Origin of the sequence: Sphingomonas glaciei, assembly GCF_023380025.1 — a bacterium.
Taxonomy (GTDB): domain Bacteria; phylum Pseudomonadota; class Alphaproteobacteria; order Sphingomonadales; family Sphingomonadaceae; genus Sphingomicrobium; species Sphingomicrobium glaciei.
This window is the reverse complement of record NZ_CP097253.1, coordinates 1,128,306-1,152,373: the sequence shown is the minus strand read 5'-3', so window position 1 is coordinate 1,152,373 and position 24,068 is coordinate 1,128,306. Positions and strand designations below refer to the sequence as shown.

The 24,068-nt window shown below is 66.4% G+C and carries 27 protein-coding genes; 20 read left to right on the top strand and 7 right to left on the bottom strand.

The genetic code is table 11. The annotated features are described in order from the left end of the window. Positions 1-42 precede the first annotated feature (42 nt). The 5 genes from M1K48_RS05550 to M1K48_RS05530 form a co-directional block, all read right to left on the bottom strand. On the bottom strand, positions 43-1,176 hold the full coding sequence (locus tag M1K48_RS05550) for a cell wall hydrolase (protein ID WP_249504854.1): 1,134 nt from the start codon (positions 1,174-1,176) through the stop codon (positions 43-45). Between the two features lie 37 nt (positions 1,177-1,213). Continuing rightward, positions 1,214-1,450: a DUF2842 domain-containing protein gene (locus M1K48_RS05545; RefSeq protein WP_257794170.1), complete on the bottom strand. Its 237-nt coding sequence runs from the start codon at positions 1,448-1,450 to the stop codon at positions 1,214-1,216. Next, complete coding sequence (locus M1K48_RS05540) at positions 1,447-2,040, bottom strand: 5-formyltetrahydrofolate cyclo-ligase (protein ID WP_249504852.1); 594 nt, start codon at positions 2,038-2,040, stop codon at positions 1,447-1,449. The genes M1K48_RS05545 and M1K48_RS05540 overlap by 4 nt, the downstream gene beginning before the upstream one ends. Positions 2,041-2,206: 166 nt before the next feature. After that, the gene (locus M1K48_RS05535; protein ID WP_249504851.1) at positions 2,207-2,530 is read right to left on the bottom strand and encodes a cell division protein ZapA; all 324 of its coding nucleotides are present in this window, start codon (positions 2,528-2,530) and stop codon (positions 2,207-2,209) included. Between the two features lie 3 nt (positions 2,531-2,533). After that, a complete protein-coding gene (locus tag M1K48_RS05530) occupies positions 2,534-2,707 on the bottom strand; it encodes a hypothetical protein (protein ID WP_249504850.1) in 174 nt (57 codons plus the stop codon). Positions 2,708-2,841: 134 nt separating this feature from the next. Between M1K48_RS05530 and tkt the strand changes: the two genes are divergently transcribed. From tkt to M1K48_RS05510, 4 genes are all read left to right on the top strand, one after another. Continuing rightward, positions 2,842-4,884: a transketolase gene (gene tkt, locus M1K48_RS05525; protein WP_249505191.1), complete on the top strand. Its 2,043-nt coding sequence runs from the start codon at positions 2,842-2,844 to the stop codon at positions 4,882-4,884. A 96-nt stretch (positions 4,885-4,980) separates the two neighbouring features. Next, a complete protein-coding gene (gene gap / locus M1K48_RS05520) occupies positions 4,981-5,988 on the top strand; it encodes a type I glyceraldehyde-3-phosphate dehydrogenase (protein ID WP_249504849.1) in 1,008 nt (335 codons plus the stop codon). A 109-nt stretch (positions 5,989-6,097) separates the two neighbouring features. Next, on the top strand, positions 6,098-7,309 hold the full coding sequence (locus M1K48_RS05515) for a phosphoglycerate kinase (protein ID WP_249504848.1): 1,212 nt from the start codon (positions 6,098-6,100) through the stop codon (positions 7,307-7,309). A 3-nt stretch (positions 7,310-7,312) separates the two neighbouring features. After that, positions 7,313-8,200, top strand: a complete 888-nt coding sequence (locus tag M1K48_RS05510; RefSeq protein WP_249504847.1) for a fructose bisphosphate aldolase — start codon at positions 7,313-7,315, stop codon at positions 8,198-8,200. Positions 8,201-8,202: 2 nt separating this feature from the next. Here M1K48_RS05510 and M1K48_RS05505 read toward each other — a convergent pair whose 3' ends face one another. Continuing rightward, complete coding sequence (locus M1K48_RS05505) at positions 8,203-9,414, bottom strand: winged helix-turn-helix domain-containing protein (protein WP_249504846.1); 1,212 nt, start codon at positions 9,412-9,414, stop codon at positions 8,203-8,205. Positions 9,415-9,508: 94 nt separating this feature from the next. On the opposite strand from M1K48_RS05505, the gene M1K48_RS05500 reads away from it, so the two are divergent. Both M1K48_RS05500 and thiE read left to right on the top strand, forming a co-directional pair. Then, positions 9,509-10,039, top strand: a complete 531-nt coding sequence (locus tag M1K48_RS05500) for a hypothetical protein (RefSeq protein WP_249504845.1) — start codon at positions 9,509-9,511, stop codon at positions 10,037-10,039. A 9-nt stretch (positions 10,040-10,048) separates the two neighbouring features. Next, the gene (gene thiE, locus M1K48_RS05495) at positions 10,049-10,738 is read left to right on the top strand and encodes a thiamine phosphate synthase (RefSeq protein ID WP_249504844.1); all 690 of its coding nucleotides are present in this window, start codon (positions 10,049-10,051) and stop codon (positions 10,736-10,738) included. An 11-nt stretch (positions 10,739-10,749) separates the two neighbouring features. Here the strand turns inward: thiE and M1K48_RS05490 are convergent, their stop codons facing one another. Continuing rightward, the gene (locus M1K48_RS05490; RefSeq protein ID WP_249504843.1) at positions 10,750-11,424 is read right to left on the bottom strand and encodes an HAD family hydrolase; all 675 of its coding nucleotides are present in this window, start codon (positions 11,422-11,424) and stop codon (positions 10,750-10,752) included. A 104-nt stretch (positions 11,425-11,528) separates the two neighbouring features. Between M1K48_RS05490 and M1K48_RS05485 the strand changes: the two genes are divergently transcribed. From M1K48_RS05485 to nuoH, 14 genes are all read left to right on the top strand, one after another. Next, complete coding sequence (locus M1K48_RS05485; protein WP_249504842.1) at positions 11,529-12,659, top strand: L,D-transpeptidase family protein; 1,131 nt, start codon at positions 11,529-11,531, stop codon at positions 12,657-12,659. A 6-nt stretch (positions 12,660-12,665) separates the two neighbouring features. Further along, positions 12,666-13,334, top strand: coding sequence for a M23 family metallopeptidase (locus M1K48_RS05480; protein ID WP_249504841.1), 669 nt, complete (start codon positions 12,666-12,668; stop codon positions 13,332-13,334). A gap of 96 nt (positions 13,335-13,430) precedes the next feature. After that, the gene (gene efp, locus M1K48_RS05475; protein ID WP_249504840.1) at positions 13,431-13,994 is read left to right on the top strand and encodes an elongation factor P; all 564 of its coding nucleotides are present in this window, start codon (positions 13,431-13,433) and stop codon (positions 13,992-13,994) included. 107 nt (positions 13,995-14,101) lie between these two features. Further along, on the top strand, positions 14,102-14,917 hold the full coding sequence (locus tag M1K48_RS05470; protein WP_249504839.1) for an inositol monophosphatase family protein: 816 nt from the start codon (positions 14,102-14,104) through the stop codon (positions 14,915-14,917). Positions 14,918-15,030: 113 nt separating this feature from the next. After that, complete coding sequence (ndhC, locus tag M1K48_RS05465; protein WP_249504838.1) at positions 15,031-15,408, top strand: NADH-quinone oxidoreductase subunit A; 378 nt, start codon at positions 15,031-15,033, stop codon at positions 15,406-15,408. Positions 15,409-15,506: 98 nt separating this feature from the next. After that, entirely contained in the window at positions 15,507-15,980 is a 474-nt protein-coding gene (locus M1K48_RS05460) for a NuoB/complex I 20 kDa subunit family protein (RefSeq protein WP_168071064.1), read from the top strand. Then, positions 15,977-16,861 (top strand): NADH-quinone oxidoreductase subunit C, encoded by an 885-nt coding sequence (locus M1K48_RS05455; RefSeq protein WP_249504836.1) that lies wholly within the window; start codon positions 15,977-15,979, stop codon positions 16,859-16,861. The genes M1K48_RS05460 and M1K48_RS05455 overlap by 4 nt, the downstream gene beginning before the upstream one ends. A 71-nt stretch (positions 16,862-16,932) precedes the next feature. Continuing rightward, positions 16,933-18,135, top strand: a complete 1,203-nt coding sequence (locus M1K48_RS05450; RefSeq protein WP_249505190.1) for an NADH-quinone oxidoreductase subunit D — start codon at positions 16,933-16,935, stop codon at positions 18,133-18,135. Continuing rightward, positions 18,135-18,821: a complex I 24 kDa subunit family protein gene (locus M1K48_RS05445; RefSeq protein ID WP_249504835.1), complete on the top strand. Its 687-nt coding sequence runs from the start codon at positions 18,135-18,137 to the stop codon at positions 18,819-18,821. Before M1K48_RS05450 ends, M1K48_RS05445 begins: the two co-directional genes overlap by 1 nt. Then, positions 18,822-18,965, top strand: coding sequence for a hypothetical protein (locus tag M1K48_RS05440; protein ID WP_249504834.1), 144 nt, complete (start codon positions 18,822-18,824; stop codon positions 18,963-18,965). It begins immediately after the preceding gene. Position 18,966: 1 nt separating this feature from the next. After that, the gene (gene nuoF / locus M1K48_RS05435) at positions 18,967-20,277 is read left to right on the top strand and encodes an NADH-quinone oxidoreductase subunit NuoF (RefSeq protein ID WP_249504833.1); all 1,311 of its coding nucleotides are present in this window, start codon (positions 18,967-18,969) and stop codon (positions 20,275-20,277) included. A gap of 8 nt (positions 20,278-20,285) precedes the next feature. Next, positions 20,286-20,945 carry a hypothetical protein gene (locus tag M1K48_RS05430; RefSeq protein WP_249504832.1) on the top strand — a complete coding sequence of 220 codons (660 nt, stop codon included), beginning with the start codon at positions 20,286-20,288 and terminating at the stop codon, positions 20,943-20,945. 61 nt (positions 20,946-21,006) lie between these two features. Then, positions 21,007-23,019, top strand: coding sequence for an NADH-quinone oxidoreductase subunit NuoG (gene nuoG, locus M1K48_RS05425; RefSeq protein WP_249504831.1), 2,013 nt, complete (start codon positions 21,007-21,009; stop codon positions 23,017-23,019). Next, complete coding sequence (gene nuoH, locus M1K48_RS05420) at positions 23,016-24,068, top strand: NADH-quinone oxidoreductase subunit NuoH (protein ID WP_249504830.1); 1,053 nt, start codon at positions 23,016-23,018, stop codon at positions 24,066-24,068. Before nuoG ends, nuoH begins: the two co-directional genes overlap by 4 nt.

Genomic DNA, 24,068 nt, shown 5'->3' with positions numbered 1-24,068 from the left:
TGGCCGCGGGGCCGCCGCGCCGCGGCTGGCCCATGCGCGCGCTTATTCGGTCGCGCTTGGCGCGGCTTCACCACCGGCAGCGACCGCAGGCTCGGCCGGCTTGCGGCCAAGCGGCGCCTGTTCGGCTTCGCCCGCAGGAGTGCCGGTCAGCCCCCAGTTGAGGCTGCTGGAGCCGCTAGCGGCCGCCCTGGGCTCACGCGTGGCTTCCTCGACCCGGCGACGGGCCTCCAGGCGCAGGGCGACGCGCTTGGCACCCCCGGCGGCAATCTCCGGTTCGACCAGCCTGGCGAGCTCGGGAGGCAGGTTCTGGCGTGCCTCGGCGACCGTCGTCGAGATGCTGGGCGTCACGGCGTAGCGCGCCTCGGCGGCAAGCGCCGCGCTGCGCAGGAAGGCGGGATCGGACTCGCGCTTGGCCCACTTCTGGGTGAAGGCGCCCGACTGGCCCCAATTGCCGCGCCAGCGATAGAAGATGTGCGCGCCGATCACGGCATTTTTGGTCAGCGTCGGCGCCCAGTAGGGCGCGACATAATCAGCATGGTAATGGGTGGCGTTGCCGACCGGGGCGACGACATATCCCTTGAGCGCCTCGTCGGCGATGCGGCGGGCACGGTCCCAATAATCGCGCATCGGTGCCCGGGCCAGCGAGCCATCACAGGTGAAGCTGAACTGGCAGCCGGTCGGGCGCTCGGCACCTTGATAGACCACTGCGCAGACGCTGGCCGGATAGGCCGGGTGGCGCATACGGTTCAGGACCACCTGCGCGACCCCGCGCTGGCCTTCCTCGGGCTCGCGCGCGGCTTCGTAATAGATCACCTGGGTCAGGCATTCGAGCGCCCGGCCATAGGTCTTGCTGTCCGCCTTCAGCACGAACGGCGCGGCGGCGGGGTTGGGACCGCCGGCGAGCGGCACCGCCGCATTCAGCTTCTGCGCGTCACTCGGCGCGATCTGGCGAACCGCGAACGGGGTCATGTCCTGTACCGCGGGGGCGGCCGGCGCTGCGACTCCCTCGGCACGCACCGGAACGGCGCCGCTGTCGTTCGCCACCGCTGCCACCGACAGACAGGCAGCGAGTACCAGCAACCCGGCGCCGGCGCTCTCGCGCGGTCGGGCACGGAGCAAGGCTGCGGCCTGCTTCGCCGGGTGAAGCCGGCCGGAGGGGAGGGTCAAAGAGGTCATGGAAGAGTGTATGAGGTAGCTAACTCAGTCGCGTTTTTCAAGGTTTGGGTGGGTCGGCCCGCCAGCGTCCGGTCTCACTCCAACGCAGGATCGGACGCAGCGGCAGAATCCAGACGACGCCGGCGACGATATAGAAATTCAGCTGAACCAGTCCTGGCCAGCGGGTCACCGTGTCCGACACGGACGCGATCAGCGCCGCCCAGACGATGATGATTCCGATGATCATGAATACGCCCGCGGTGGGCCGCGGGCGAGGCTGTTCTTCGTGATTCACGTGGCTTCGAACTCCGTTATTCCGGCTGGCGAGGCAAATGCGTCGAGCCTTTGATCCCAGGGGTCGGCGCCGACCGGTTCGTCCAGCAACTGGAAGTCCCAACCGATCCCGACCAGCCGGGCATTGTTCCGTAGCCCTTCGAGCGCGCGATCGTAATGTCCCTGGCCCATGCCGATGCGATTACCCGACCGGTCGCAGCCGACCAGCGGGATGAGGATCAGGTCGGGCTGCACGGGCGGTGCGCTCAACGGCGGCTGGAGCAGGCCCCACGGTCCCGCTTCGATCGCGTCGCCGCTGCGGAAGGTCATCCGGGAATCGCGCTCGGCAAAAGCGGGCAAGGCGGTGGACTTACCCAGCGCCTGGGCCCGGAACAGCACGCCGAGCGGGCTGATCTCGTCCTTCATCGGCTGGTAGGCGGCGACGATCCGGGCCGCGAACAGCAACGGCTCGAGCGCTGCGCTGAGGGCCTCTTCGAGCGCCTTGCGGGTGTCCGGCGCCAAGCTGGCGGCATAGTCCCGCCGCCGGGCACGAAGCGCGGCTCGCCGGGCGACCTTGTCGGCGAGGGGAGGGGAGGTTGACGGGACCACCATGAGGTCGATGCCTTGTAATCCTCTGACGCCTGTAACGTCAGGTGGGAGCCATGTGTGCCGTGCCCCTAGGAGACCCTAGTGACGCAGCCAGGGACAGCCCCCATGGATCGGGAATAGCCTCAGGGATTTATGAGGCGCGTGCCAGGCAGTACCCGTCCCCTCATACTTAGGCGCTTGCGATCTCTTTCTCAAGGTTGGCGGCAAGATGCTCGAGCCGTTCGGCCAGCGCGTCGACCCGGCGCACGACCTGAGGGTCGGGCGGCATCGTCGGCAGCGGGGTCGCGACGCCGCGCTTGTCGATCAACTGGTCGGCCAGCAGCAGCGAGGCGAACAGCAGGGTCCGGCTTTCGGACAGAGCGCCAAGCCCGGCCAGCGCCTCGCGGCTCTTGGCGTCCACCATCTCGGCGGCGTGGCGCAGATTCTGCTCCTCGCCGTCGCGGCAGGCGACCTTGTAGCGTCGTCCGGCGATCTCGATGTCGATCTCGGCCATGCGTCAGGCCTCCACCTTGCGAATGATCTGGTCGAGTTCGGCGATCGCCGTCCGAACCTTTTCGCGCAGCCGTTCCTCGCCATCGCCGCGCCGGCCGACCTGTTCGGCCACCCGCTCGATCCGGGCAAGCGCGCGTTCGGCCCGCGTCAGTGCCGTTTCCAATGCTTCCTGTGTCATGACCCTGACCTATGCCTCTTGATGGACCGCCACAAGCGGCGCGGGTGTTGACGCTCAACGGCTCACCGCCCAAAGGGGCCGCACTACCGGCGCACCCGACTCCGGTGCGGCGCCGTCACGATCACGGAGACATGATGCAGCCGACCCAGCGCCGTCTAGCCAATGCCATCAGGGCACTGGCCATGGACGCGGTAGAGGCCGCCAATTCCGGCCACCCGGGAATGCCGATGGGGATGGCGGACGCCGCCACCGCGCTCTTCACCAAGGTCATGAAGTTCGACCCGGCCGATCCCAAATGGCCCGACCGCGACCGCTTCGTGCTGTCGGCCGGCCACGGATCGATGCTGATCTATGCGCTCCTTCACCTGACCGGGTTCGAGCGGCCGACGCTCGACGACATCAAGAACTTCCGCCAGCTCGGCAGCCCGTGCGCCGGCCACCCCGAGAATTTCGAACTCGACGGGATCGAGACCACCACCGGTCCGCTCGGCCAGGGTCTCGCCACCGGGGTCGGCATGGCGATCGCCGAGCGCCACCTGAATGCCCTCTACGGCGACGGCCTGGTCGATCATCACACTTATGTCATCGCCGGCGACGGCTGCCTGATGGAAGGCATCAACCACGAGGCGGTGGGCCTTGCCGGGCACTTGAAGCTCGGCCGGTTGATCGTGCTGTGGGACGACAACAAGATCACCATCGACGGGTCGACCGAGCTCAGCCGGTCGGAAGACGTGATGGCCCGCCACGCGGCCAGCGGGTGGCATACGATCGAATGCGACGGCCTCGATGCGGGCAAGGTCGCCCAGGCGCTCGAAAAGGCCAAGGCCGACCACCGCCCGAGCCTGATCCGCTGCAAGACGATCATTGGCTATGGCGCGCCCAACAAGCAGGGTACCTCGGCAACCCACGGCGCCGCGCTCGGCAAGGATGAAGTCGAAGCCGCCCGCAAGGGCCTCGGCCTCGACCCGCAGGAATTTACCATCCCCGCCGACGTGCGCGAAGCCTGGCTCAAGGCCGGCAGTCGCGGCGCCGCCGAACGGGCGGCTTGGGAGAAGCGCCTCGCCAAGAGCGGCAAGGCCGACGAATTCACCCGCCGCATGGCCGGCGAGACCGACGGGCGCTGGCTTCAGCCCTATCTCGACGCCCTGCTCGACAATCCGCCCACCGTCGCCACCCGCAAAGCGAGCGAAATGGCGCTGGAGGTCATCAACGTCGCAGTGCCGGCCACCATCGGCGGTTCGGCCGACCTGACCGGCTCCAACAACACCAAAACCAAGTCGACCGGCCCGCTGACTGCCGACGATTATTCCGGCCGCTACATCTATTACGGCATCCGCGAGTTCGGCATGGCGGCGGCGATGAACGGCATGGCGCTGCATGGCGGGGTCATTCCCTATGGCGGGACCTTCCTGGTCTTCTCCGACTATTGCCGCGCCGCGATCCGCCTGTCGGCGCTGCAGAATGCCCGGGTCATCTACGTCATGACCCACGATTCGATCGGGCTTGGCGAGGATGGCCCGACCCACCAGCCGGTCGAGCACATCCAGAGCTTGCGGTTGATACCCAACCTCGAGGTGTGGCGTCCGGCCGACGCGGTGGAGACGGCGGAAGCCTGGGCAGATGCCCTAGGGCACGACGGCCCGTCGGTGCTGTGTCTGTCGCGCCAGAACCTCCGCCCGGTCCGCACCGAAAAGGCGAATGACAATTTGTCGGCCCGCGGCGGCTACGTCGTTCGCGAGTGCGCCGACCCGCAGGTCATCCTGATCGCCACCGGCTCGGAAGTCGAACTGGCGCTCGACATCGCGGCGAAACTGGATGGGGAGGGTGTCGCCGTCCGCGTCGTCAGCCTGCCCAACTGGCGCCGGTTCGAGGCGCAGGACGAAAACTACCGCGAATCCGTGCTACCGAGCGCCGCGCCCGAGCAGATCCTGCGCGTCTCGATCGAGGCCGGGACCGCTTTCGGGTGGGAGCGGCTGACGATGGTCCAGGGTCTTCGCTTCGGCCTCGACGGCTTCGGCGCCAGCGCGCCGGCCAAGAACCTGTACGATCATTTCGGCCTGACGGTGGAGAAGATCGTTCCGCAGGTTCTGGCCCGCTTGGCCGAATTGAATTCAGATCGGCGCCAGATCGCCGAACCATCAGCCGACCTTGCCGAGGTCGAAGCCCATCCAAGTTGATAACCCGCGCCGTCCGTGCCGAGCGAGATCGAGGCACCCGAGCGCACTGCCCCTCGACTTCGCTCGGGGCGAACCGAAGAGAGGAATGAAGAGAAAATGACAAAGGTCGCCATCAATGGTTTCGGGCGCATCGGCCGCCTCGTCGCCCGCGCTATCCTCGAGCGTCCCGATTGCGGGCTCGAGCTGGTCGCGATCAACGACCTCGCGGACGCCAAGAGCAACGCCTGGCTGTTCCAGCGCGACAGCGTCCATGGCAAATTCCCTGGCGAAGTGACCGCCGAGGGCGACGCGATCATCGTCAACGGCAAGCGCATCGCCGTTACCGCCGAGCGTGACCCGGCGAACCTGCCGCACAAGCAGCACGGCGTCGACATCGCGCTGGAGTGCACCGGTTTCTTCACCGACAAGGAAGGCGGCGAGAAGCATATCGCGGCGGGCGCCAAGCGCGTCCTGATCTCGGCCCCGGCCAAGGGGGCCGACCTGACCGTCGTCTATGGCGTCAACCACGACAAGCTCACCGCCGAGCATCGGGTCGTCTCCAACGCCAGCTGCACCACCAACTGCCTGGCCCCGATCGCCAAGGTGCTGAACGACACCATCGGCATCGAGCGCGGGCTGATGACGACGATCCACGCCTACACCAACGACCAGAAGATCCTCGACCAGATCCACTCCGACATGCGCCGCGCCCGTGCCGCCGGAATGAGCATGATCCCGACCACCACCGGCGCCGCCCGCGCGGTCGGCGAGGTGCTTCCGGAGCTCAAGGGCAAGCTCGACGGGTCGGCGATCCGGGTGCCGACCCCCAACGTCAGCATGGTCGACCTCACCTTCACCCCCAAGCGCGACACCAGCCTCGACGAGGTCAACGGCGTGCTGAAGGCAGCATCCGAGAGCGGCCCGCTAAAGGGCATTCTCGACTATTCGACCGATCCCCTCGTCTCGATCGACCTCAACCATACGCCCGCCAGCTCGACCGTCGACAGCCTCGAGACCGCCGTGCTCGAAGGCAAGCTGGTCCGGGTGGTCAGCTGGTACGACAATGAATGGGGCTTCTCGAACCGCATGGTCGACACCGCCTCGGCCATGGCCAAGCTGGGCTGATCTTCTCCCCTCCCGCTCGCGGGAGGGGCCGGGGGTGGGCCTTCGAGCCCCTGCCGGTCACACCCACCCCTGACCCCTCCCGCAAGCGGGAGAGGAATTGGAGCGCCACTTGCCCGATTTCCACACCCTCGACGACCTCCCGGCCGACCTGACGGGCAAGCGCGTGCTCGTCCGCGTCGACCTCAACGTGCCGATGCAGGACGGGGCGGTGTCGGATGCGACGCGCCTCAAGTCCGCGCTGCCGACGATCCTCGAACTGTCGGACCGCGGGTCGATCGTGCTGCTGCTCAGCCATTTCGGCCGGCCCAAGGGCCAGTCGCGGCCCGACATGTCGACCGCCCTCTTGGTCAAACCGCTGACCGACCTCACCGGCCGCTCGGTCCGCTTCGTCGAGGATTGCCAGGGCGAGCATGCGGCGCGGGCGATTTCGACGATGACCGCGGGCTCGATCGCGGTGCTGGAGAATACCCGCTTTCACGCCGGCGAGGAAAAGAACGACCCCGAACTCAGCCGCGGGATCGCGGCGCTCGGCGACTATTACGTCAACGACGCTTTCTCCGCCGCGCACCGCGCGCACAGCTCGACCGAGGGTGTGGCCCACCTGCTGTCCAGCTTTGCCGGTCGGGCGATGGAAGCCGAACTGAAAGCCCTGCAGGCCGCGCTCGGCTCGCCCGAGAGGCCGGTGGCGGCGGTGGTCGGGGGGGCCAAGGTCTCGACGAAGCTCGCCGTCCTGCTTCACCTCGTCGGCAAGGTCGATCACCTGATCATCGGCGGCGGCATGGCCAACACCTTCCTTGCCGCGCGAGGCGTGAATGTCGGCAAGTCTTTGTGCGAGCATGAGCTGACCGGCCAGGCCGAGGCGATCCTCGACGCCGCCGACAAGGCGAATTGCACTGTCCACCTGCCGTATGACGTGGTGGTCGCCAAGGAATTCGCCGCCAATCCGCCGTCCTTGCGCACCGTCAACGTGCACGAGGTCGCCTCGGACGAGATGATCCTCGACGTCGGCCCGTCGGCGGTCGAGTCGCTCGGCGATGCGCTCAAGACCTGCCGGACCCTGGTCTGGAACGGTCCGCTCGGCGCGTTCGAGACGCCGCCGTTCGACACCGCCACCGTCGCGCTCGCCCGGATCGCCGCAGCGCTGACCACCGACGGCAGCCTGGTGTCGGTCGCGGGAGGCGGGGACACGGTCGCCGCGCTCAACCATGCCGGGGTGGCCGCCGACTTCACCTTTGTTTCAACCGCCGGGGGGGCATTCCTGGAATGGATGGAAGGACGCGACCTTCCGGGCGTCTCCGCGCTCCTGCAGCCAAGAGGATAAAAGATGCAGTTCAATGACATGCGTGACAAGATCGCCGCTGGCCAGGGCTTCATTGCGGCGCTCGACCAGTCGGGTGGCTCGACCCCCAAGGCGCTCAAGGGCTACGGCGTCGAGGAAGACGCTTACTCGGGCGACGAGGAAATGTTCGGCCTCATTCACCAGATGCGCAGCCGGATCATCACCTCGCCCTGTTTTTCGGGCGAAAAGGTGATCGGCGCCATCTTGTTCGAAAAGACCATGGACGGCGAGGTCGATGGGCGTCCGACCCCGGCCGCGCTGATCGAGCGCGGGATCGTGCCGTTCATCAAGATCGACAAGGGTCTCGAGGACGAGCGCGACGGCGTCCAGTTGATGAAGCCGATCTCAGGCCTCGACGAACTGCTGACCCGCGCCAAGGGCCTCGGCGTGTTCGGCACCAAGGAACGCTCGGTTGTCAATCAGGCCAACGAAGCAGGCATCTCCGCCGTCGTCGGCCAGCAATTCGAGCTGGCGATCCAGGTCCTGCGCCACGGCCTGGTCCCGATCATCGAGCCCGAGGTCAACATTAAGAGCACCGACCGCGCTGCCTCCGACGCGATCCTGCGCGATGAAATCCTCCGTCATCTCGACCGCTTGCCGGAGAGCGAGCAGGTCATGCTCAAGCTCTCGATCCCGGCCGAGGCCGGCCTGTTCCAGCCGCTCACCGAGCATCCCCGCGTGCTTCGCGTCGTTGCACTGTCGGGCGGCTTCAGCCGTGCCGACGCCTGCGAGCAGCTCGCCCGCAACCCCGGGATGATCGCCAGCTTCAGCCGCGCGCTGCTGAGCGACCTTCGCCACGGGCAGTCGGACGAGGAGTTCGACAAGACGCTCGGCACCGCGATCGACGAGATCCACGCCGCTTCGGTGGCCTGAACCTACAGGCCGGGAGCGCTCCGGCTCCGCAGCACCAGCGCGTAGGAGAGCGTGAGGGCGGCGATGAAGATCGCCCCCTCCGCCGCTCCGGCCGCCAGCAGGAGCGGGGGCGTCAGTTCGGTCAGCAGGCGTCCGAGCGGGGCGTCGGGATGCACCGCGGCAAGGCCGGCGAGGCTGCCCGCCATCATCTTGCCGCCGCCCAGCGTCATCAGCAGTCCGGCGATCGCGCCGAGCAGCGCTCCCTTGCCCGCGGTGGTCGCGGGCGGCGTGTCGCCATCGCGCTCGGCCAGCCACAGCGCGGCCCCCGCGATCGCGCCGATGATCAGTCCCTCGCTGCCACCCGTGATCGCCAGCGGACGGCTGCCGATCAGCAGCGAGAAGGCGTCGAGCCCGATCAGCCGGCCCAGCGCCCCGACCGCCAGTCCCCCGAACGCCCCGCCCGCCATAAGCGGAAACAGCCGTCCGCGGGCGACCAGCCGCCCAAGCGCACTCCCGCCGCCCACGCCGAGCCCGCCGATCAGGCCGATCAGCACGCACAGGCAGGTCATGACGAGCAGGATCGAAATCGCCCCGGTCCCGGCCGGCGGCTCCGTCGCCGCAATCAGCCCATAACCGATCCCGCCGACCAGCCCCGAACCCGCCCCGCCAACCAGCCCCGCCGCCGCAATCAGCAAGAACTGCGAACGAGCTGACTGGGACTTGAAAGATGAATCAGGTTTCAAATTGTTCGGGCGGTCGGTTCGTGTGTTCGGGATGGGGGCAGCACCATGGAGGACGGGGATTTCCCCGTCAGGTGACGCTGCCGAAGTAAAGCCTGCAACTGTCGCTTCGGCCCTCATTGCCGGACCGCTTTGCCACGCCGCATCACCGATAGCGTCCGCCTCAGATGCCGCACCCCGCACCCGGACCTCCGCGACGAACCGATACCCATGCCGCGGCACCGTCTCGATGAAGCGCGGGCGGCCGGCCTGGTCGCCCAGCGCCTTGCGCAGGTTGCGGATGCATTGGGTCAGCGCCTCATCGGTCACCGGCACCCCGCGCCAGACCTCGCCCATGAAGCGGTCCTTGGTGATGAGTTCACCCGGGCGACCGGCCAGAAGCAGCAGCGCATCGAGGTAGCGGCCGCTGATCTCCACCGGCGCCCCGTCGCGGGTCAGGCGGCGCTCGGCGGGCTCCAGCGTGAAGCCCTCGAACTCCAGCACTTCATTGCTCATCCCGCTCAGCAAATGCTCACCCCTTCGTCATGCCTTTGAGCAGAAGGGTGGGGCAGGAGACAAGCATCGCAACCGCTTTCCAGGAGTGACAAGGATGACCCGATCGACCGGCGGACGATCCGCCCTGTGGCGCCTCGCCATGTGGGGGACGCTCGCGACCCTGCTCTCGCTACCGGCCATTTTTCGCTTTCCCTGGACCGCCTCCGATTTCGTCATCATGGGGATCATGCTCGGCAGTGTCGGGCTTGGGATTGAGTTCCTGGTGCGGCGTTCGGGAAGCAATGCCTTCCGCCTGGGCGCCGTAGTGGCGGTGCTGACCGCGTTCATGACGGTCTGGGCCAATCTGGCGGTCGGGATGATCGGATCGGAGGACAATCCCTACAACCTGTTTTTCATGGGCGTGCCGGTGCTGGCGTTCATCGCCGCGGCCGCCGTGCGGTTCGATCCGCGCCGGACCGCCATCATCATGGCTGCGGCAGCCGCCGTGCAACTCGGCCTCGCACTCGGCGGAATGGGCGTCGATATGCGCGGCGCACGGTTCAGCTCCTTCTTCGCCTTCCTGTGGCTGATCGCCGCCGCGCTGTTCTGGAGCGCAGCCGTTGGAGACCGCCGCGCGGTCCGCTAGGGCGGCGCGATGATTGAACATGAAGACGACGAACTGACGGTGGAAGGCTTCGCCGAGCGCTTCCACGGAGAATCCCGCGGCGACGCTTCGCTGTACCTGATCAGCCCGCAGGAGGTGGAAGGCGACTTCCCCGACCGCCTGCGCGCGGCACTCGGCGGGGGCGGGGTGGCGGCCTTCCAGTTTCGGGTGAAGGGCCTCGACCAGCATGCGCTGGCCAAGGCGGCCGAGCCGCTGCAGCGCATCTGCGCCGACCATGAGCTGGCGTTCATCGTCAACGACGACATGGGCCTCGCTAAGCGGCTGGGCGCGGACGGCGTTCACCTCGGGCAGAAGGACGGCGATCCGCGCGAAGCCCGCGCCCTGCTGGGGCCGATGGCGCAGATCGGCGTCACCTGCCACGACAGCCGCCACCTGGCGATGGAAGCGGGCGAGAAAGGCGCGGACTATGTCGCCTTCGGGGCGTTCTACCCGACCGCTACCAAACAGGTCAGCCACGTCCCCGAACTGGGCATCCTCGGCTGGTGGGGCACCCTGTTCGAACTACCCTGCGTGGCGATTGGCGGAATCACCCCGGCCAACGGCCGGCCGCTGGTCGAGGCGGGCGCCGACTTCCTCGCGGTCTGCGGAGCCGTGTGGAACGAGCCAGACCCGGCGCAGGTCGTCGCGGCCTTCCAGCCCCTGCTCAAGCGGAGCCCCTAAGGCCGGGCGACCTAGTCGCCGGTGGCTGAGCGGCCGCTGAGCGGGCTGTCGTCGAACCGCGCAAGCAGGTCGGCGACATTGTCATAGATGGCGATCGCGCCCGCCAGCACTTCGTCGTCGAACAGCCCGGAACGGACCGCGACGGTTCGGATCCCCGCCGCCGTCGCCGCGTCGATGTCGTAAGGCGTATCGCCCACCACCAGGCTCTCTTCCGGCCGGACACCGGCCTTGCGGGCCGCAGCTTTGAACAGGTCCGGAGAGGGTTTCGAGTGACCGACGTCGTCGGCGCTGGTCCAGCCGTCGACGATCCCGCGCGCGTCCAGCACGTCTAGGTTCCGCTCCAGCTCGCGCCCGCTCGCCGAAGTGGCGAGCATCACCTTGAGCCCCGCGTCGCGGCATCGCCGGAGCATTTCGCGCGCACGGGGAAAGGGTTTGAGCCGGTGCGAATAGTGCCGGGCGAACAGCGCCTTGTGCGCCTCGCCCAGCTCCTTCGCTTCCGCTTCGCTGACGTCCGGCAGCAGGGCGGGCACGAAGTTGTCCGCACCCTTGCCGATCTGCGCGTGAATATCGGCCAGGCGGAGATCATGTCCCGCCGCATGGAACGCCTCCGCCCAGGCGAGCACATGGAACTGGTTGCTGTCGACAAGGGTGCCGTCGACATCGAAGAGAATGGCCTGGAGCATCATCGCCCAACGAGGCAGGAGACCAGCGTTTCCGCCCGAGGTGGGAAAGAAGCCGTCCGTCGGTCGTTTCGGGCTGCAACCCTATTGGTCATCGAGGTGCCAGTTCCATGCGTAAGGTCGTTCTTCTTCTTGCTGCGAGCGCCGGGCTTGCTGTCGCCGGCCACGCCCTGGCGCAGCAACCGGCCGGCAATTCGGCCGCTCCAGCCAATGCTCAGACAGCCGCCCGGCCGTGGGTCGCGCCGGGCACACCGGGCTCCCCGATCGACGGTACGATCTTCCATGCCCAGGTGCTGCTGGACGCCGCCGGATTCCCGAGCGGGGTAATCGACGGCAAGAAGGGCATGGTCTTCGCCCAGGCGGTCAAGGGCTTCCAGCAAAGCCGCAACCTCCCGGTCACGGGCGAGCTCGACGGCGCCACGCGCCAAGCGCTGCTGCAGCTTAGCCGCCCATCGACGCGGATGCTTCGGCTTGGCGACAACGATCTGCGCGGGCCGTTCGTCTTCCCGTTCCCCAAGGACGCCGCCGACCAGGCCAAGCTCGACGGACTTCACTACCGCAATTCGCTCGAGCAGCTTTCCGAGCGTTTCCACACCACGCCGCAGACGATCGTGGCTCTTAATGGTCCCGACAAGCCGATCGGGCCGGGCGCCGTGCTTCGGCTTCCCAACGTCCTCCCTGCGTCGCGCGACTATGCCGGGGCGATTGACGAGAAGCAGGGGCGGCTGCTCAACTTCTTCAACGTCGACGCCACTCAGCCCAAGGGCGACTTCATCGTCGTCGACAAGTCGGAAGGGGTGATGCGGGTTTATGAGGGGGAAGTGCCGAAGGGCGAGTTCAGCACCAACTCGAATCCCGGACCGGCGCCCAAGCTTGACGACGACCCCGGCAAGCTGGTCGCCCAGTTCCCGGTAACTATGGGCTCGTCGCAATATCCGCTGCCGATCGGGCGCTGGAAGGTCACCACCTACGCCTTCGAGCCGCCATTCAAATATCAGCCGCGCCTGCTCAAGGGCAAGGATCCCAACGAGCCCGAGCAGATGCTTCCGCCCGGGCCCAACGGCCCGGTCGGAATCGCCTGGCTCGACCTTACCAAGGAGCATTACGGCATTCACGGCACCGATTCGCCCGAGACCATCGGCAGGGCCGAAAGCTCGGGCTGCATCCGGCTTGCCAACTGGGACGTGATCCGCCTCAGCCGGATCATGAAGCCGGGCTTCACGGCGATCTTCCAGGCCTGAACCAAGATGAGGGTCAGCCGCTTCAGCTTGTTCGGCAATTCCCTGGTGTTCGCCTTGCTGGCATTCGGCGCCTGGCTGTGGTGGCGCAACGTGTCGCGGACGGCCGACCCGCCGTCCGCCGCCGTCGCGATCCTCGCCGAATCCGCCGAGAAGGTCGGGGTCGACAGCAGCCGCGGCGCACCGCGGCGGACGGGCGGTCCGGCCGGGCCCCTGATCGTCTCCGCTTCTGGGCTGGCCATTCCGGTCGCCGGCATTGGGTTCGACCAGCTGACCGATACCTTCACCGCCAGCCGCGGCGGAGGCAGCCGGGTGCACAATGCGATCGACATCATGGCTCCGCGCGGGACCCCGGTCGTCGCGGCGACCGAGGGAACGGTCGAGAAGCTCTATTATTCGCACGGCGGCGGCGGGATCACTGCCTATGTCCGTTCCCCCGACGGCCAGTGGCTGCACTATTACGCCCACCTCGATTCCTATGCGCCGGGGCTGAGGGAAGGGCAGCGGATCCGTCGCGGCGACCCGGTCGGCACGGTCGGGATCAGTGGCAACGCCAACCCGTCTGGCCCGCATCTCCACTATGCCATCTACCGGATGAGCCCGGGCGAACGCTGGTGGCAGGGCGCTCCGATTAACCCCTATCCGCAGCTCGCGAGCAGGCGGTCGGCCGCCCGGTAGCTTGCCGTTCGGCGCGATCGCGGCTAGTGGCGCTGCCGTGGGTCGGACCCTGGTCCGGCAAGCTCTTTCAACCTGTAGAAGCGGAACAGCGGATCCATGAAGATCAGCGGCGTCGAAATTCGTCCCGGCAATATCATCGAATATGAGAAGGGCATCTGGCGTGCGGTGAAGATCCAGCACACCCAGCCCGGCAAGGGCGGTGCCTACATGCAGGTCGAGCTCAAGAACCTCATCGACGGCCGCAAGAACAACGTCCGCTTCCGTTCCGCCGAGACGGTGGAGCGCGTTCGCCTCGACACCAAGGACTTCTCCTACCTGTACGCCGAGGGCGAAGACCTGGTGTTCATGGACAAGGAAACCTACGAGCAGATCACTCTGTCGCGCGACACGCTGGGCGATGCCGCGGCCTTCCTGCAGGACGGCATGGACGTGGTGATGGAGCTGTATGACGAGCGCCCGATCAGCGTCCAGCTTCCCGACACGGTCGAAGCCACCATCGTCGAGGCCGATGCCGTGGTGAAGGGCCAGACCGCGTCGTCGAGCTACAAGCCCGCGATCCTCGAGAATGGCGTCCGCGTCATGGTCCCGCCGCACATTGGTGCCGGCACCAAGATCGTGGTCGACGTTTACGAACAGACCTACGTCCGCCGCGCGGACTGACCTCAATTCCCTTCCCGCTGGCGGGAGGGGCAGGGGTGGGCATCGACCACCCCGCACGACCGATTCACCCCCGTCCCCTCCCGCAAGCAGGAGGGGGGAGAAAAGATATGGCAACCCACTCCGGCCTGATCGCCGTTATGCAAAAGGCCGCGCGCAAGGCCGCGCCCAAGCTTCGTCGCGACTTCGGCGAAGTGGCCGAGCTGCAGGTCTCGAAGAAGGGGCCGGGCGACTTCGTCACCATGGCTGACAAGGCGTCGGAAGAGACGATCGTCAGCGAACTTCGCGCCGCGCGTCCCGATTGGGGCATGCTGCTGGAGGAGGGCGGCACGATCGAGGGCAACCCGGCCAAGCCGCGGTTCATCGTCGATCCGCTCGATGGAACCAGCAACTTCCTCCACGGCATCCCGCACTTCGCCATCTCGATCGCGGTCGAAGAGAAGAAGCCGAACGGCCAGCCCGACATCACTCATGCCCTGGTCTACCAGCCGCTGACCGACGAGACGTTCTGGGCTGAAAAGGGCCGTGGTGCCTGGCTTCACGACCGCCGCCTCCGGGTGTCGGCCCGCCGCTATCTCGACGAAAGCCTGATCGGCACTGGCATCCCGCATCTCGGGCGGTCGGACGCGGCGCAGTGGACCAAGATCTACAATGCGATCGCGCCTGAAGTCGCCGGAATCCGCCGCTTCGGCGCCGCCAGCCTCGATTTCGCATGGGTCGCGGCCGGGCGGATGGACGGCTTCTGGGAAGAAGATCTCGATCCGTGGGACAGCGCTGCGGGCATGCTTCTGGTCAAGGAAGCGGGCGGCTTCGTGTCCGACTATCGTGGCCAGGACCGGATGATGGAACGGCGCGAGTATCTCGCCGCCAACGGCGACCTCCACAGCCGCCTCCACAAGCTCGTCGCGAGCGCATTGCGCGGCTGAGGCCGAGGGCTTCTCGATGAAGGGACAAAGGGGGACCAGAAGGTCCTTCTGATGGTTGTTTCCGCACCAGCCCTGCTCTAGAGCGCGGCCAACCTAATTCCGGAGAGTCTCGCGTGGCCTCAGTTGCCGCACAATATCTGCCGATCCTGCTGTTCCTGGGCGTTGCCCTCGGTCTCAGCCTGTTGTTCGTGATCGCGCCGATCATTGCGTCCAAATTCACCGGCGCCGACCGGCCCTATGCCGAGAAGCTGACCGAATACGAGTGCGGCTTCCCGGCCTTCGAGGACTCGCGCTCGCAGTTCGACGTCCGCTTCTACCTGGTCGCGATCCTGTTCATCGTGTTCGACCTGGAAGCGGCGTTCCTGTTCCCCTGGGCGGTCACGCTCGACACCACCGGCTGGCTGGGCTGGGGCGCGATGATGGTGTTCCTTGCGGAACTCGCGCTCGGCCTTGCCTATGCCTGGAAGAAGGGAGCGCTCGAATGGGAGTGATGCTTGACCCCGCGGTGAATCCCTATCCTACCGAGGAGGAGCTCGCCCGCGCCTATGGCCTGGTTCCGGGTTCGCCCGAACATGCCCGCCTGACCGAGATGGGCAAGGACCTCGACGAGAAGGGCTTTCTGGTCACCTCGGCCGAGGACCTGTTCACGTGGGCCCGGACCGGCTCGCTGTGGTGGATGACCTTCGGGCTCGCCTGCTGCGCGGTGGAGATGATCCACGTCAACATGCCGCGCTACGACCTTGAGCGGTTCGGCGTCGCCCCGCGCGCGTCACCGCGCCAGTCGGACGTGATGATCGTCGCCGGCACCCTGTGCAACAAGATGGCTCCGGCCCTGCGCCGGGTCTACGATCAGATGGCCGAGCCGCGCTACGTCATCTCGATGGGCAGCTGCGCCAATGGCGGCGGCTATTATCATTACAGCTATTCGGTGGTGCGCGGCTGCGACCGGATCGTTCCGGTTGATATCTATGTCCCGGGCTGCCCGCCGACCGCCGAGGCCCTGCTCTACGGGATCATGCAGTTGCAGCGGAAGATCCGCCGCGAGGGGACGTTCGAGCGGTGACTCATTCGGCTCCTAGGACCGCTTCCGATGAGGGCGTGATCGAGGCTGCGCGGGCCGCGCTCGGTGCCTTGATCCTCGAGGAAAAGCACGCCGCTGACGAGATTACGCTGACTGTCGCGCGCGAGGGGGTGGCCGACGCCTGCCGCCTGCTGCGCGACACGCCGGGGCTGGAATATCAGCAGCTGATGGAGATCGCCGGGGTCGATTATCCCGAGATCCCCGAGCGGTTCGAGGTCAACTATCACCTGCTCTCGCTGACCCGGAACCGCCGCATCCGCGTCAAGGTGCGGACCGACGAGGTCACACCGGTGCCGACCGTCACGAATCTGTGGCCGGTCGCCGGCTGGCTCGAGCGCGAGGTGTTCGACCTCTACGGCGTGACCTTCGCCGGCAACTCGGACCTCCGCCGCATACTCACCGACTATGGGTTCGAGGGGCACCCACTGCGCAAGGACTTCCCGCTGACGGGCTATACCGAGATGCGCTATTCGGAAGCCGAGAAGCGGGTCGTTTACGAGCCGGTCAGCCTGGCCCAGGATTTCCGCGCGTTCGATTTCCTGACGCCGTGGAACGGGCCCGAATATCGCCTGCCGGGCGACGAAAAGGCTGAGCCGGGCGCTCCGGGCGGTGCCTCGCCGGCGCCTGCCACCGCCGAGCCGGCCAAGGTCGCTCCGGCCGCCGGTGCCGGTCCGCGCGGCGGCGAAAAGCCCTACATTACCGACAATGAAGACCGGAAGACTGCAGGCATGGCCGAAGCCTCGGCCGAAGCGCGCAAGTCGAACGGCGACAAGTCGGCCCAGGTCGGTGGCAAGGCCACGGCGATCGATGAGCCGGTGCCTGACAGCAGCAAGGTGACCCGCGACAGCGGGGAGGCGCAGTAATGGCAATCAGCGAAGAGAATGGCGTCGTCGTCGACGAGAAGCGCCAGACAACCCGCGTCGAGGTCGGCGTGATGCCGGAACTGGGCGACCAGAACCCCGGCGACGAGACGATCCAGAATTACACCATCAACTTCGGCCCCCAGCACCCGGCCGCCCACGGCGTGCTGCGCCTGATCCTCGAGCTCGACGGCGAGATCGTCGAGCGGGTCGATCCGCACGTCGGCCTGCTCCACCGCGGCACCGAGAAGCTGATCGAATACAAGACTTACGCGCAGGCGATCCCCTATTTCGATCGCCTCGATTACTGCTCGCCGATGTGCATGGAGCATAGCTTCGTGCTCGCGGCCGAGAAATTGATGGGCCTCGAGGTCCCGATCCGCGCCCAGTATATCCGGGTGATGATGGCGGAGCTGACCCGCATCAAGAACCACATGCTGAATCTCGGCAGCCACGTCATGGACGTGGGCGCGATGACGCCCAACCTGTGGATGTTCGAGCTGCGCGAAGATCTGATGCAGATCTACGAAAGCGTGTCGGGCGCGCGGATGCACGCCAATTACTTCCGCGTCGGCGGCGTCCACCAGGACATCCCGCCCAAGGTGCTCGACCAGATCGGCACCTTCCTCGATACCCGCCTGCAATTGTTCGAGGACGCGATCAGCCTGGTCGCCGACAACCGCATCTTCAAGCAGCGTAACGTCGACATCGCCACAGTCACCAAGGAAGACGCGATCGCCTGGGGCTTCTCGGGCCCGATGATCCGCGGCTCGGGCATTCCGTGGGATATCCGCAAGAGCCAGCCTTACGAAGTCTACGACCGGATGCAGTTCGACGTGCCGGTCGGCACGCGCGGCGACTGCTACGACCGCTTCATGGTGCGGGTCGAAGAGGTTCGCCAAAGCTGGCGGATCGTCCGCCAATGCCTGAACGAGATGCCGTCGGGCGAGATCGGTTCGAGCGACCGCAAGGTATTCCCGCCCAAGCGGGCTGAGATGAAGACCTCGATGGAAGCGCTCATCCACCACTTCAAGCTGTACACCGAGGGCTATCACGTGCCTGCGGGCGAAGTATATGTCGCGACCGAAAGCCCCAAGGGCGAGTTCGGCGTCTATCTGGTCGCCGACGGCACCAACAAGCCTTACCGCTGCAAGATCAGGCCGACCGCGTTCAGCCACCTGCAGGCGATGGATTTCATGATGAAGGGTCACATGCTGGCCGATACGACTGCGGTGCTGGGCGCGATGGACATCGTGTTCGGGGAGTGTGACCGCTAATGGCCGAGCGTCATTTCGCCCCCGACATTCCCGAGCTGCGCGAGCGCTGGGGCACCTTCACCTGGGACAAGGCGCATGCGCCCGAAGCCGCGCGTGCGCTCGGCAAATATCCGGACGGCCGCAAGGCCTCGGCCGTGATCCCGTTGCTCGACCTGGCCCAGCGCCAGGTCGGCGCGGAGACCGGTACGCAGGGCTGGCTGCCAATCCCGGTTATCGAATTCGTCGCGGCGGAATGCGGACTTCCCCCGATTCGCGCGATGGAGGTCGCCAGCTTCTACACCATGTTCAACCTGGTGCCGGTCGGTAAGTACCATGTGCAGGTGTGCGGCACGACGCCGTGCATGCTGCGCGGATCCGACGACGTGCTCAAGGCCTGCTACGCCAAGGGCATGAAGAAGGGCGGGACTTCGCCCGACGGGCTGTGGACGCTGACCGAGGTCGAGTGCCTGGGCGCCTGCGCCAACGCACCGATGGTCCAGATCAACGACGACAATTTCGAGGATCTGACCGAGGCCAGCATGACCGCCGTGCTCGACGCGCTGGCGTCCGGAAAGCCGGTCAAGCCGGGCTCGCAGATCGGGCGGCAGACCAGCTGCCCCGAGGGCGGTCCCACCAGCCTCAAGAAGATGACCGAGCGCAACTACGACTATCGGCCGATGTGGGCCGAAGCGGGCGAGGGCGCCTGAGTGGACGGCTCCGTCATCCTGATCATCGTCGGTGTGATCGCCGCGTTTCTCGCGCTCAAGTTCATCAAGGGCGTGATCAAGTTTGCCGTGCTCGCGGCGATCGTGATCGCGGTCATCTACTTCCTCAGCCAGGGCTCGCTCTAAGATGGGCTACACAGGACCGCTGTTCGACAAGGACCGCATCTTCACCAACGTCTACGGCTTCCAGTCGCCCGATCTGAAGGCGGCGCAGGCGCGCGGCGACTGGGACAATACCAAGGCGCTGATGGCCGCCGGGCCCGACGCGCTGATCGACATCGTCAAGGCCTCGGGCCTGCGCGGGCGCGGCGGGGCGGGCTTCCCGACCGGCATGAAGTGGAGCTTCATGCCCAAGGAGCCCAAGCCCGGCAAACCCAACTTCCTGGTCATCAACGCCGACGAATCCGAGCCCGGATCTTGCAAGGATCGCGAGATCATCCGCCACGATCCGCACAAGCTGATCGAAGGCGCGCTGATTGCCAGTTTCGCGATGCGCGCGCGGGCCTGCTACATCTACATTCGCGGCGAATATATCCGCGAGGCGCAGGCGCTCGAAAAGGCCATCGCCGAGGCTTATGCAGCCGGCCTGGTCGGCAAGAATGCGGCGGGATCGGGCTACGACTTCGACATCTTCTGCCACCGCGGCGCGGGCGCCTACATCTGCGGCGAAGAAACCGCGATGCTGGAAAGCCTCGAAGGCAAGCAGGGCCGTCCGCGCCTCAAGCCGCCGTTCCCGGCCGGTGCCGGCCTCTATGGCTGCCCGACGACGGTCAACAACGTCGAATCGATTGCGGTCGTCCCGACCATCCTGCGCCGCGGCGCCAGCTGGTTCGCCGGCTTCGGCCGCGAGAAGAACGAGGGCACCAAGCTCTTCCAGATCAGCGGTCATGTCGAGAAGCCGTGCGTCGTCGAGGAGAGCATGAGCATCTCCTTCCGCGAGCTGATCGACCGCCATTGCGGCGGCATCCGCGGCGGGTGGGACAATTTGCTCGCGGTGATCCCGGGCGGTTCCTCTGTCCCCCTGGTTCCGGCCGCCGAGATCATGGACGCGCCGATGGACTTCGACGGCTTGAAGGCGGTCGGCTCCGGCCTCGGCACCGCGGCGGTGATCGTCATGGACAAGTCGACCGACATCGTCCGCGCGATCAGCCGCATCAGCTATTTCTACAAGCATGAGAGCTGCGGCCAGTGCACCCCGTGCCGCGAAGGCACCGGCTGGATGTGGCGGATCATGGAGCGGCTTCGCGAAGGCGACGGCAGCCCCGAGCTGATCGACAAGCTGTACGACGTCACCAAGCAGGTCGAAGGCCACACCATCTGCGCGCTCGGCGACGCGGCGGCGTGGCCGATCCAGGGCCTTATCAAGCACTTCCGCCCCGAGCTCGAGCGGCGCATGACGGAACGCAACGGCGGCGCGATGCTCGAGGCAGCGGAGTGAGACCGACGATGTCCATTCGACCACATGGGCGGCTACAGGTTAGCGGCCTTCGGGCTGCCGTCGCGGCAGCATTTCTCCTGTCGGCTTTCGGCTCCCCGGCATCCGCTCAGATAGCCCCTGGCCGTTCCGGCCTCTCTTCGTCGACGCCGGTGCCGTTAATCGCCGCTTATCGCGACCTTCAGCTGTTTGGCGAGTGCATCGCAAAGAGTCAGCGCAAGGTGGCATTGCTGCTGATCGAGACGACACCGGACTCGAAGGAAGAAGAGAAAGCGTTCGACAAGTACGTTTTTGGCGAAGGAGGCAGTTGCCTGAGCGCCGGATCGAACATGACGATGTCGCTGCTTTATGCGCGGGGCGCGATTGCCGAAGGCCTGCTGCGAAGCAGTGAAGGAATTCCGGACACATTCCGTTTGGCGGCACCAGCAGCGACCGAGACGCGCAACCTCCACGCAGTCGCTCGCTGTTATGCCGCAGGCAACCGCCAACAGGTGCTTTCGGTCTTGAAAACCCGGCTCGGGACACCGGAAGAAGTGAGGGCAGTCGCTGCGATCTGGCCGGGTTTCCGGACCTGTATGCCGGGCTTCACCGTCCGGTTGAACGCGCCGTGGATTCGCTTCCTTCTTGCCGAAGCCCTGCTTCGTCTCGACCCAACGGGGACGCAATCGTGATTGGCAACGTCCAGGCCTTACTGGCCTTGCTGCCCGAACTGACCGATCGAGAGAAGGACTGATGCCCAAGGTTACCGTCGACGGCGAAGAGATCGAGGTCCCCGCAGGGGCGACCGTGCTGCAGGCGTGCGAGCTTGCCGGCAAGGAGATCCCGCGCTTCTGCTATCATGAACGGCTGAGCATTGCCGGCAATTGCCGCATGTGCCTGGTCGAGGTGTCGCCGGGCCCTCCCAAGCCGCAGGCCAGCTGTGCGCTCCCGGCCGCCGACAACCAGGTGATCCGCACCGACACCGCGATGGTCAAGAAGGCGCGCGAAGGGGTGATGGAGTTCCTCCTCATCAACCACCCGCTCGACTGCCCGATCTGCGACCAGGGCGGCGAATGCGACCTGCAGGACCAGGCGATGGCCTATGGCCGCTCGTCCAGCCGGTTCGACGAGAACAAGCGCTCGGTCGACGACAAATACATGGGTCCGGTCATCAAGACCGCGATGACCCGCTGCATCCAGTGCACCCGTTGCGTGCGCTTTGCCGAGGAAGTGGCGGGCACGCCCGAACTCGGCATGCTGTACCGCGGCGAGGATGCGCAGATCACGGCGTATCTGGAGCGCGCTCTGACCAGCGAGCTGTCGGGCAACCTTGCCGACCTGTGCCCGGTGGGCGCGCTGCTGCAGGCGCCGCAGAATTTCGAATATCGCCCGTGGGAGCTGCGCAAGATCCCGTCGATCGACGTGATGGACGCGGTCGGCAGCAACATCCGCCTCGACGTGCGCGGGCCGCAGGTGATGCGGATCCTTCCGCGCATCAACGAGGACGTCAACGAGGAGTGGATCAGCGACAAGACGCGGCACCATGCCGACGCGCTAGTCCGTAATCGCCTCGACCGTCCGTGGCTGCGCGAGGGCGGCAAGCTCCGCGCGGCGACCTGGGCCGAGGCGCTCGATGTCTTCGCCGCCAAGCTTAAGGGCGCGGGCTCCAAGGTCGCGGCAATCGCTGGCGACCTGCTTGACGCCGAAACCATGTTTGCGGCCAAGAAGCTGCTCGAAGGGCAGGGCTCGACCCTGCTCGAAGGGCGCCAGACCGGCCTCGACTATGACGTGACCTCACTCAGCGCGGTGGCGTTCAATTCGACCCTGGCCGGAATCGAGACCGCCGACGCCATCCTGCTGATCGGGACCAACCCGCGGTGGGAAGCGCCGCTGGTCAACACCCGCCTGCTCAAGGCGTCGCGTCGTGCGGGCGCGGCGGTGTTCAGCATCGGCCCGGCGGTCGACCTCACCTATCCGGTCACCGACATCGGCGACGACCTGTCGCTGCTGGGCAAGCTGCCGTCGGCGGTCACCGATGCCTTCGCCAAGGCGGAGCGTCCGGCGGTCATAGTCGGTCCGGGCGCGCTTGGCGCCGGGGCGCTCGGCGCCGCGCTGGCGTTGGTCGGACCGCTCGGCCTCATCAAGGACGGCTGGAATGGCTTCAACGTCATCCACACCGCCGCCAGCCGCATGGCCTCGCTGATGCTGGGCTTTGCGCAGCCGGGCGGAATCGCTGACCTCGAGGCTGCATCGCCCGAGTTAGTGGTGCTGCTCGGTGCCGACGAAGTCGCTCCTGAGCGCTTCGCCGGTGCGTTCAAGGTCTATATCGGTCACCATGGCGACAAGGGCGCCAAGCAGGCCGACCTGGTCCTCCCCGGTTCCGCCTACAGCGAGAAGCACGGCACCTTCGTCAATCTTGAAGGCCGGGTGCAGCAATCCGAAAAGGCCAGCTTCGCCCCGGGCGAGGCGCGCGAGGACTGGACAATACTGCGTGCCGTGTCCGACCTCATCGGCAAGCCGCTTTCCTTTGACCGCTTCGACCAGCTGCGCGCCGCGATGATCGCCGAAGTGCCCGCGCTGGGTGAGCTCGGCCTCGTCGACCTGGCGTGGTCGCCGCCTTCGCTCTCTGCGGAGGCGAGCGGCCCAGTCAATTTGCCGGTCAAGGACTTCTACCTCACCAACGCCATCAGCCGCGCCAGCCCTGTGATGCAGCGCTGCTCCGCCGAGCTGATCCATGGCCAGACCTTCGCCGAGGCCGCCGAATGACCGCTACCTTCCAGGGCTGGGGCCTCAACTACGACTGGTCGTGGTTTCTGGCGACCATTGCCGGCATCCTGCTGATCGCGCTTCCGCTGATGCTGGCGGTGGCGATGATCATCTATGCCGAGCGCAAGATTTGGGCTGCCATGGCGCTCCGCCGCGGGCCCAACGTGGTCGGCCCGTTCGGCCTGCTGCAAAGCTTCGCCGACGGCCTCAAGGTCTTCCTCAAGGAGACCATCGTTCCGACCAGCGCCAACAAGGGCCTGTTCCTGCTGGCACCGATCATCAGCTTCACGGTTGCGCTGATCGTTTGGGCGGTGGTGCCGTTCGACGTCGGCGTGGTGCTGGCGGACATCAACGTCGGCCTGCTCTACATCCTCGCGGCGTCGAGCCTTGGCGTCTACGGCATCATCATCGCCGGCTGGGCGTCCAACTCGAAATACCCCTTCTTCTCGGCGCTTCGTGCGGCCGCGCAGATGGTCAGCTACGAGGTGTCGATCGGCTTCGTCCTGATCTGCGTCGTGCTCTACGCCGGCACCTTCAACATGACCGGCATCGTCATGGCCCAGGAAGGTCACATCTTCGGCCTGCTGAACGGCTTCGGGTTCAACCCGCTGCTTTTCCCTATGGCGGTGGTCTTCCTGATCTCGTCGATGGCCGAGACCTTCCGCACCCCGTTCGATCTGACCGAGGCGGAGAGTGAGCTCGTCGCCGGCTTCCAGACCGAATATTCGTCGATGAGCTTCGCGCTGTTCTGGCTTGGCGAGTATGGCAACGTCATCCTGATGTGCGCCTTGAACGCCATCCTATTCTGGGGCGGGTTTTTGCCGCCGCTCAACATCGACCTCATTCCGTGGTTCGACATCCCCGGCATCCTCTGGCTGCTGCTCAAGATGTCCATCTTCTTCTTCATCTTCGGCTGGGTCCGCGCGACCGTGCCGAGGTACCGCTACGACCAGCTGATGCGGCTTGGCTGGAAGATCTTCCTTCCGCTGTCGCTGTTCTTCGTCTTCGCCATCAGCCTGTGGCTGATGCTGACCCGTTATGGAGCCTGA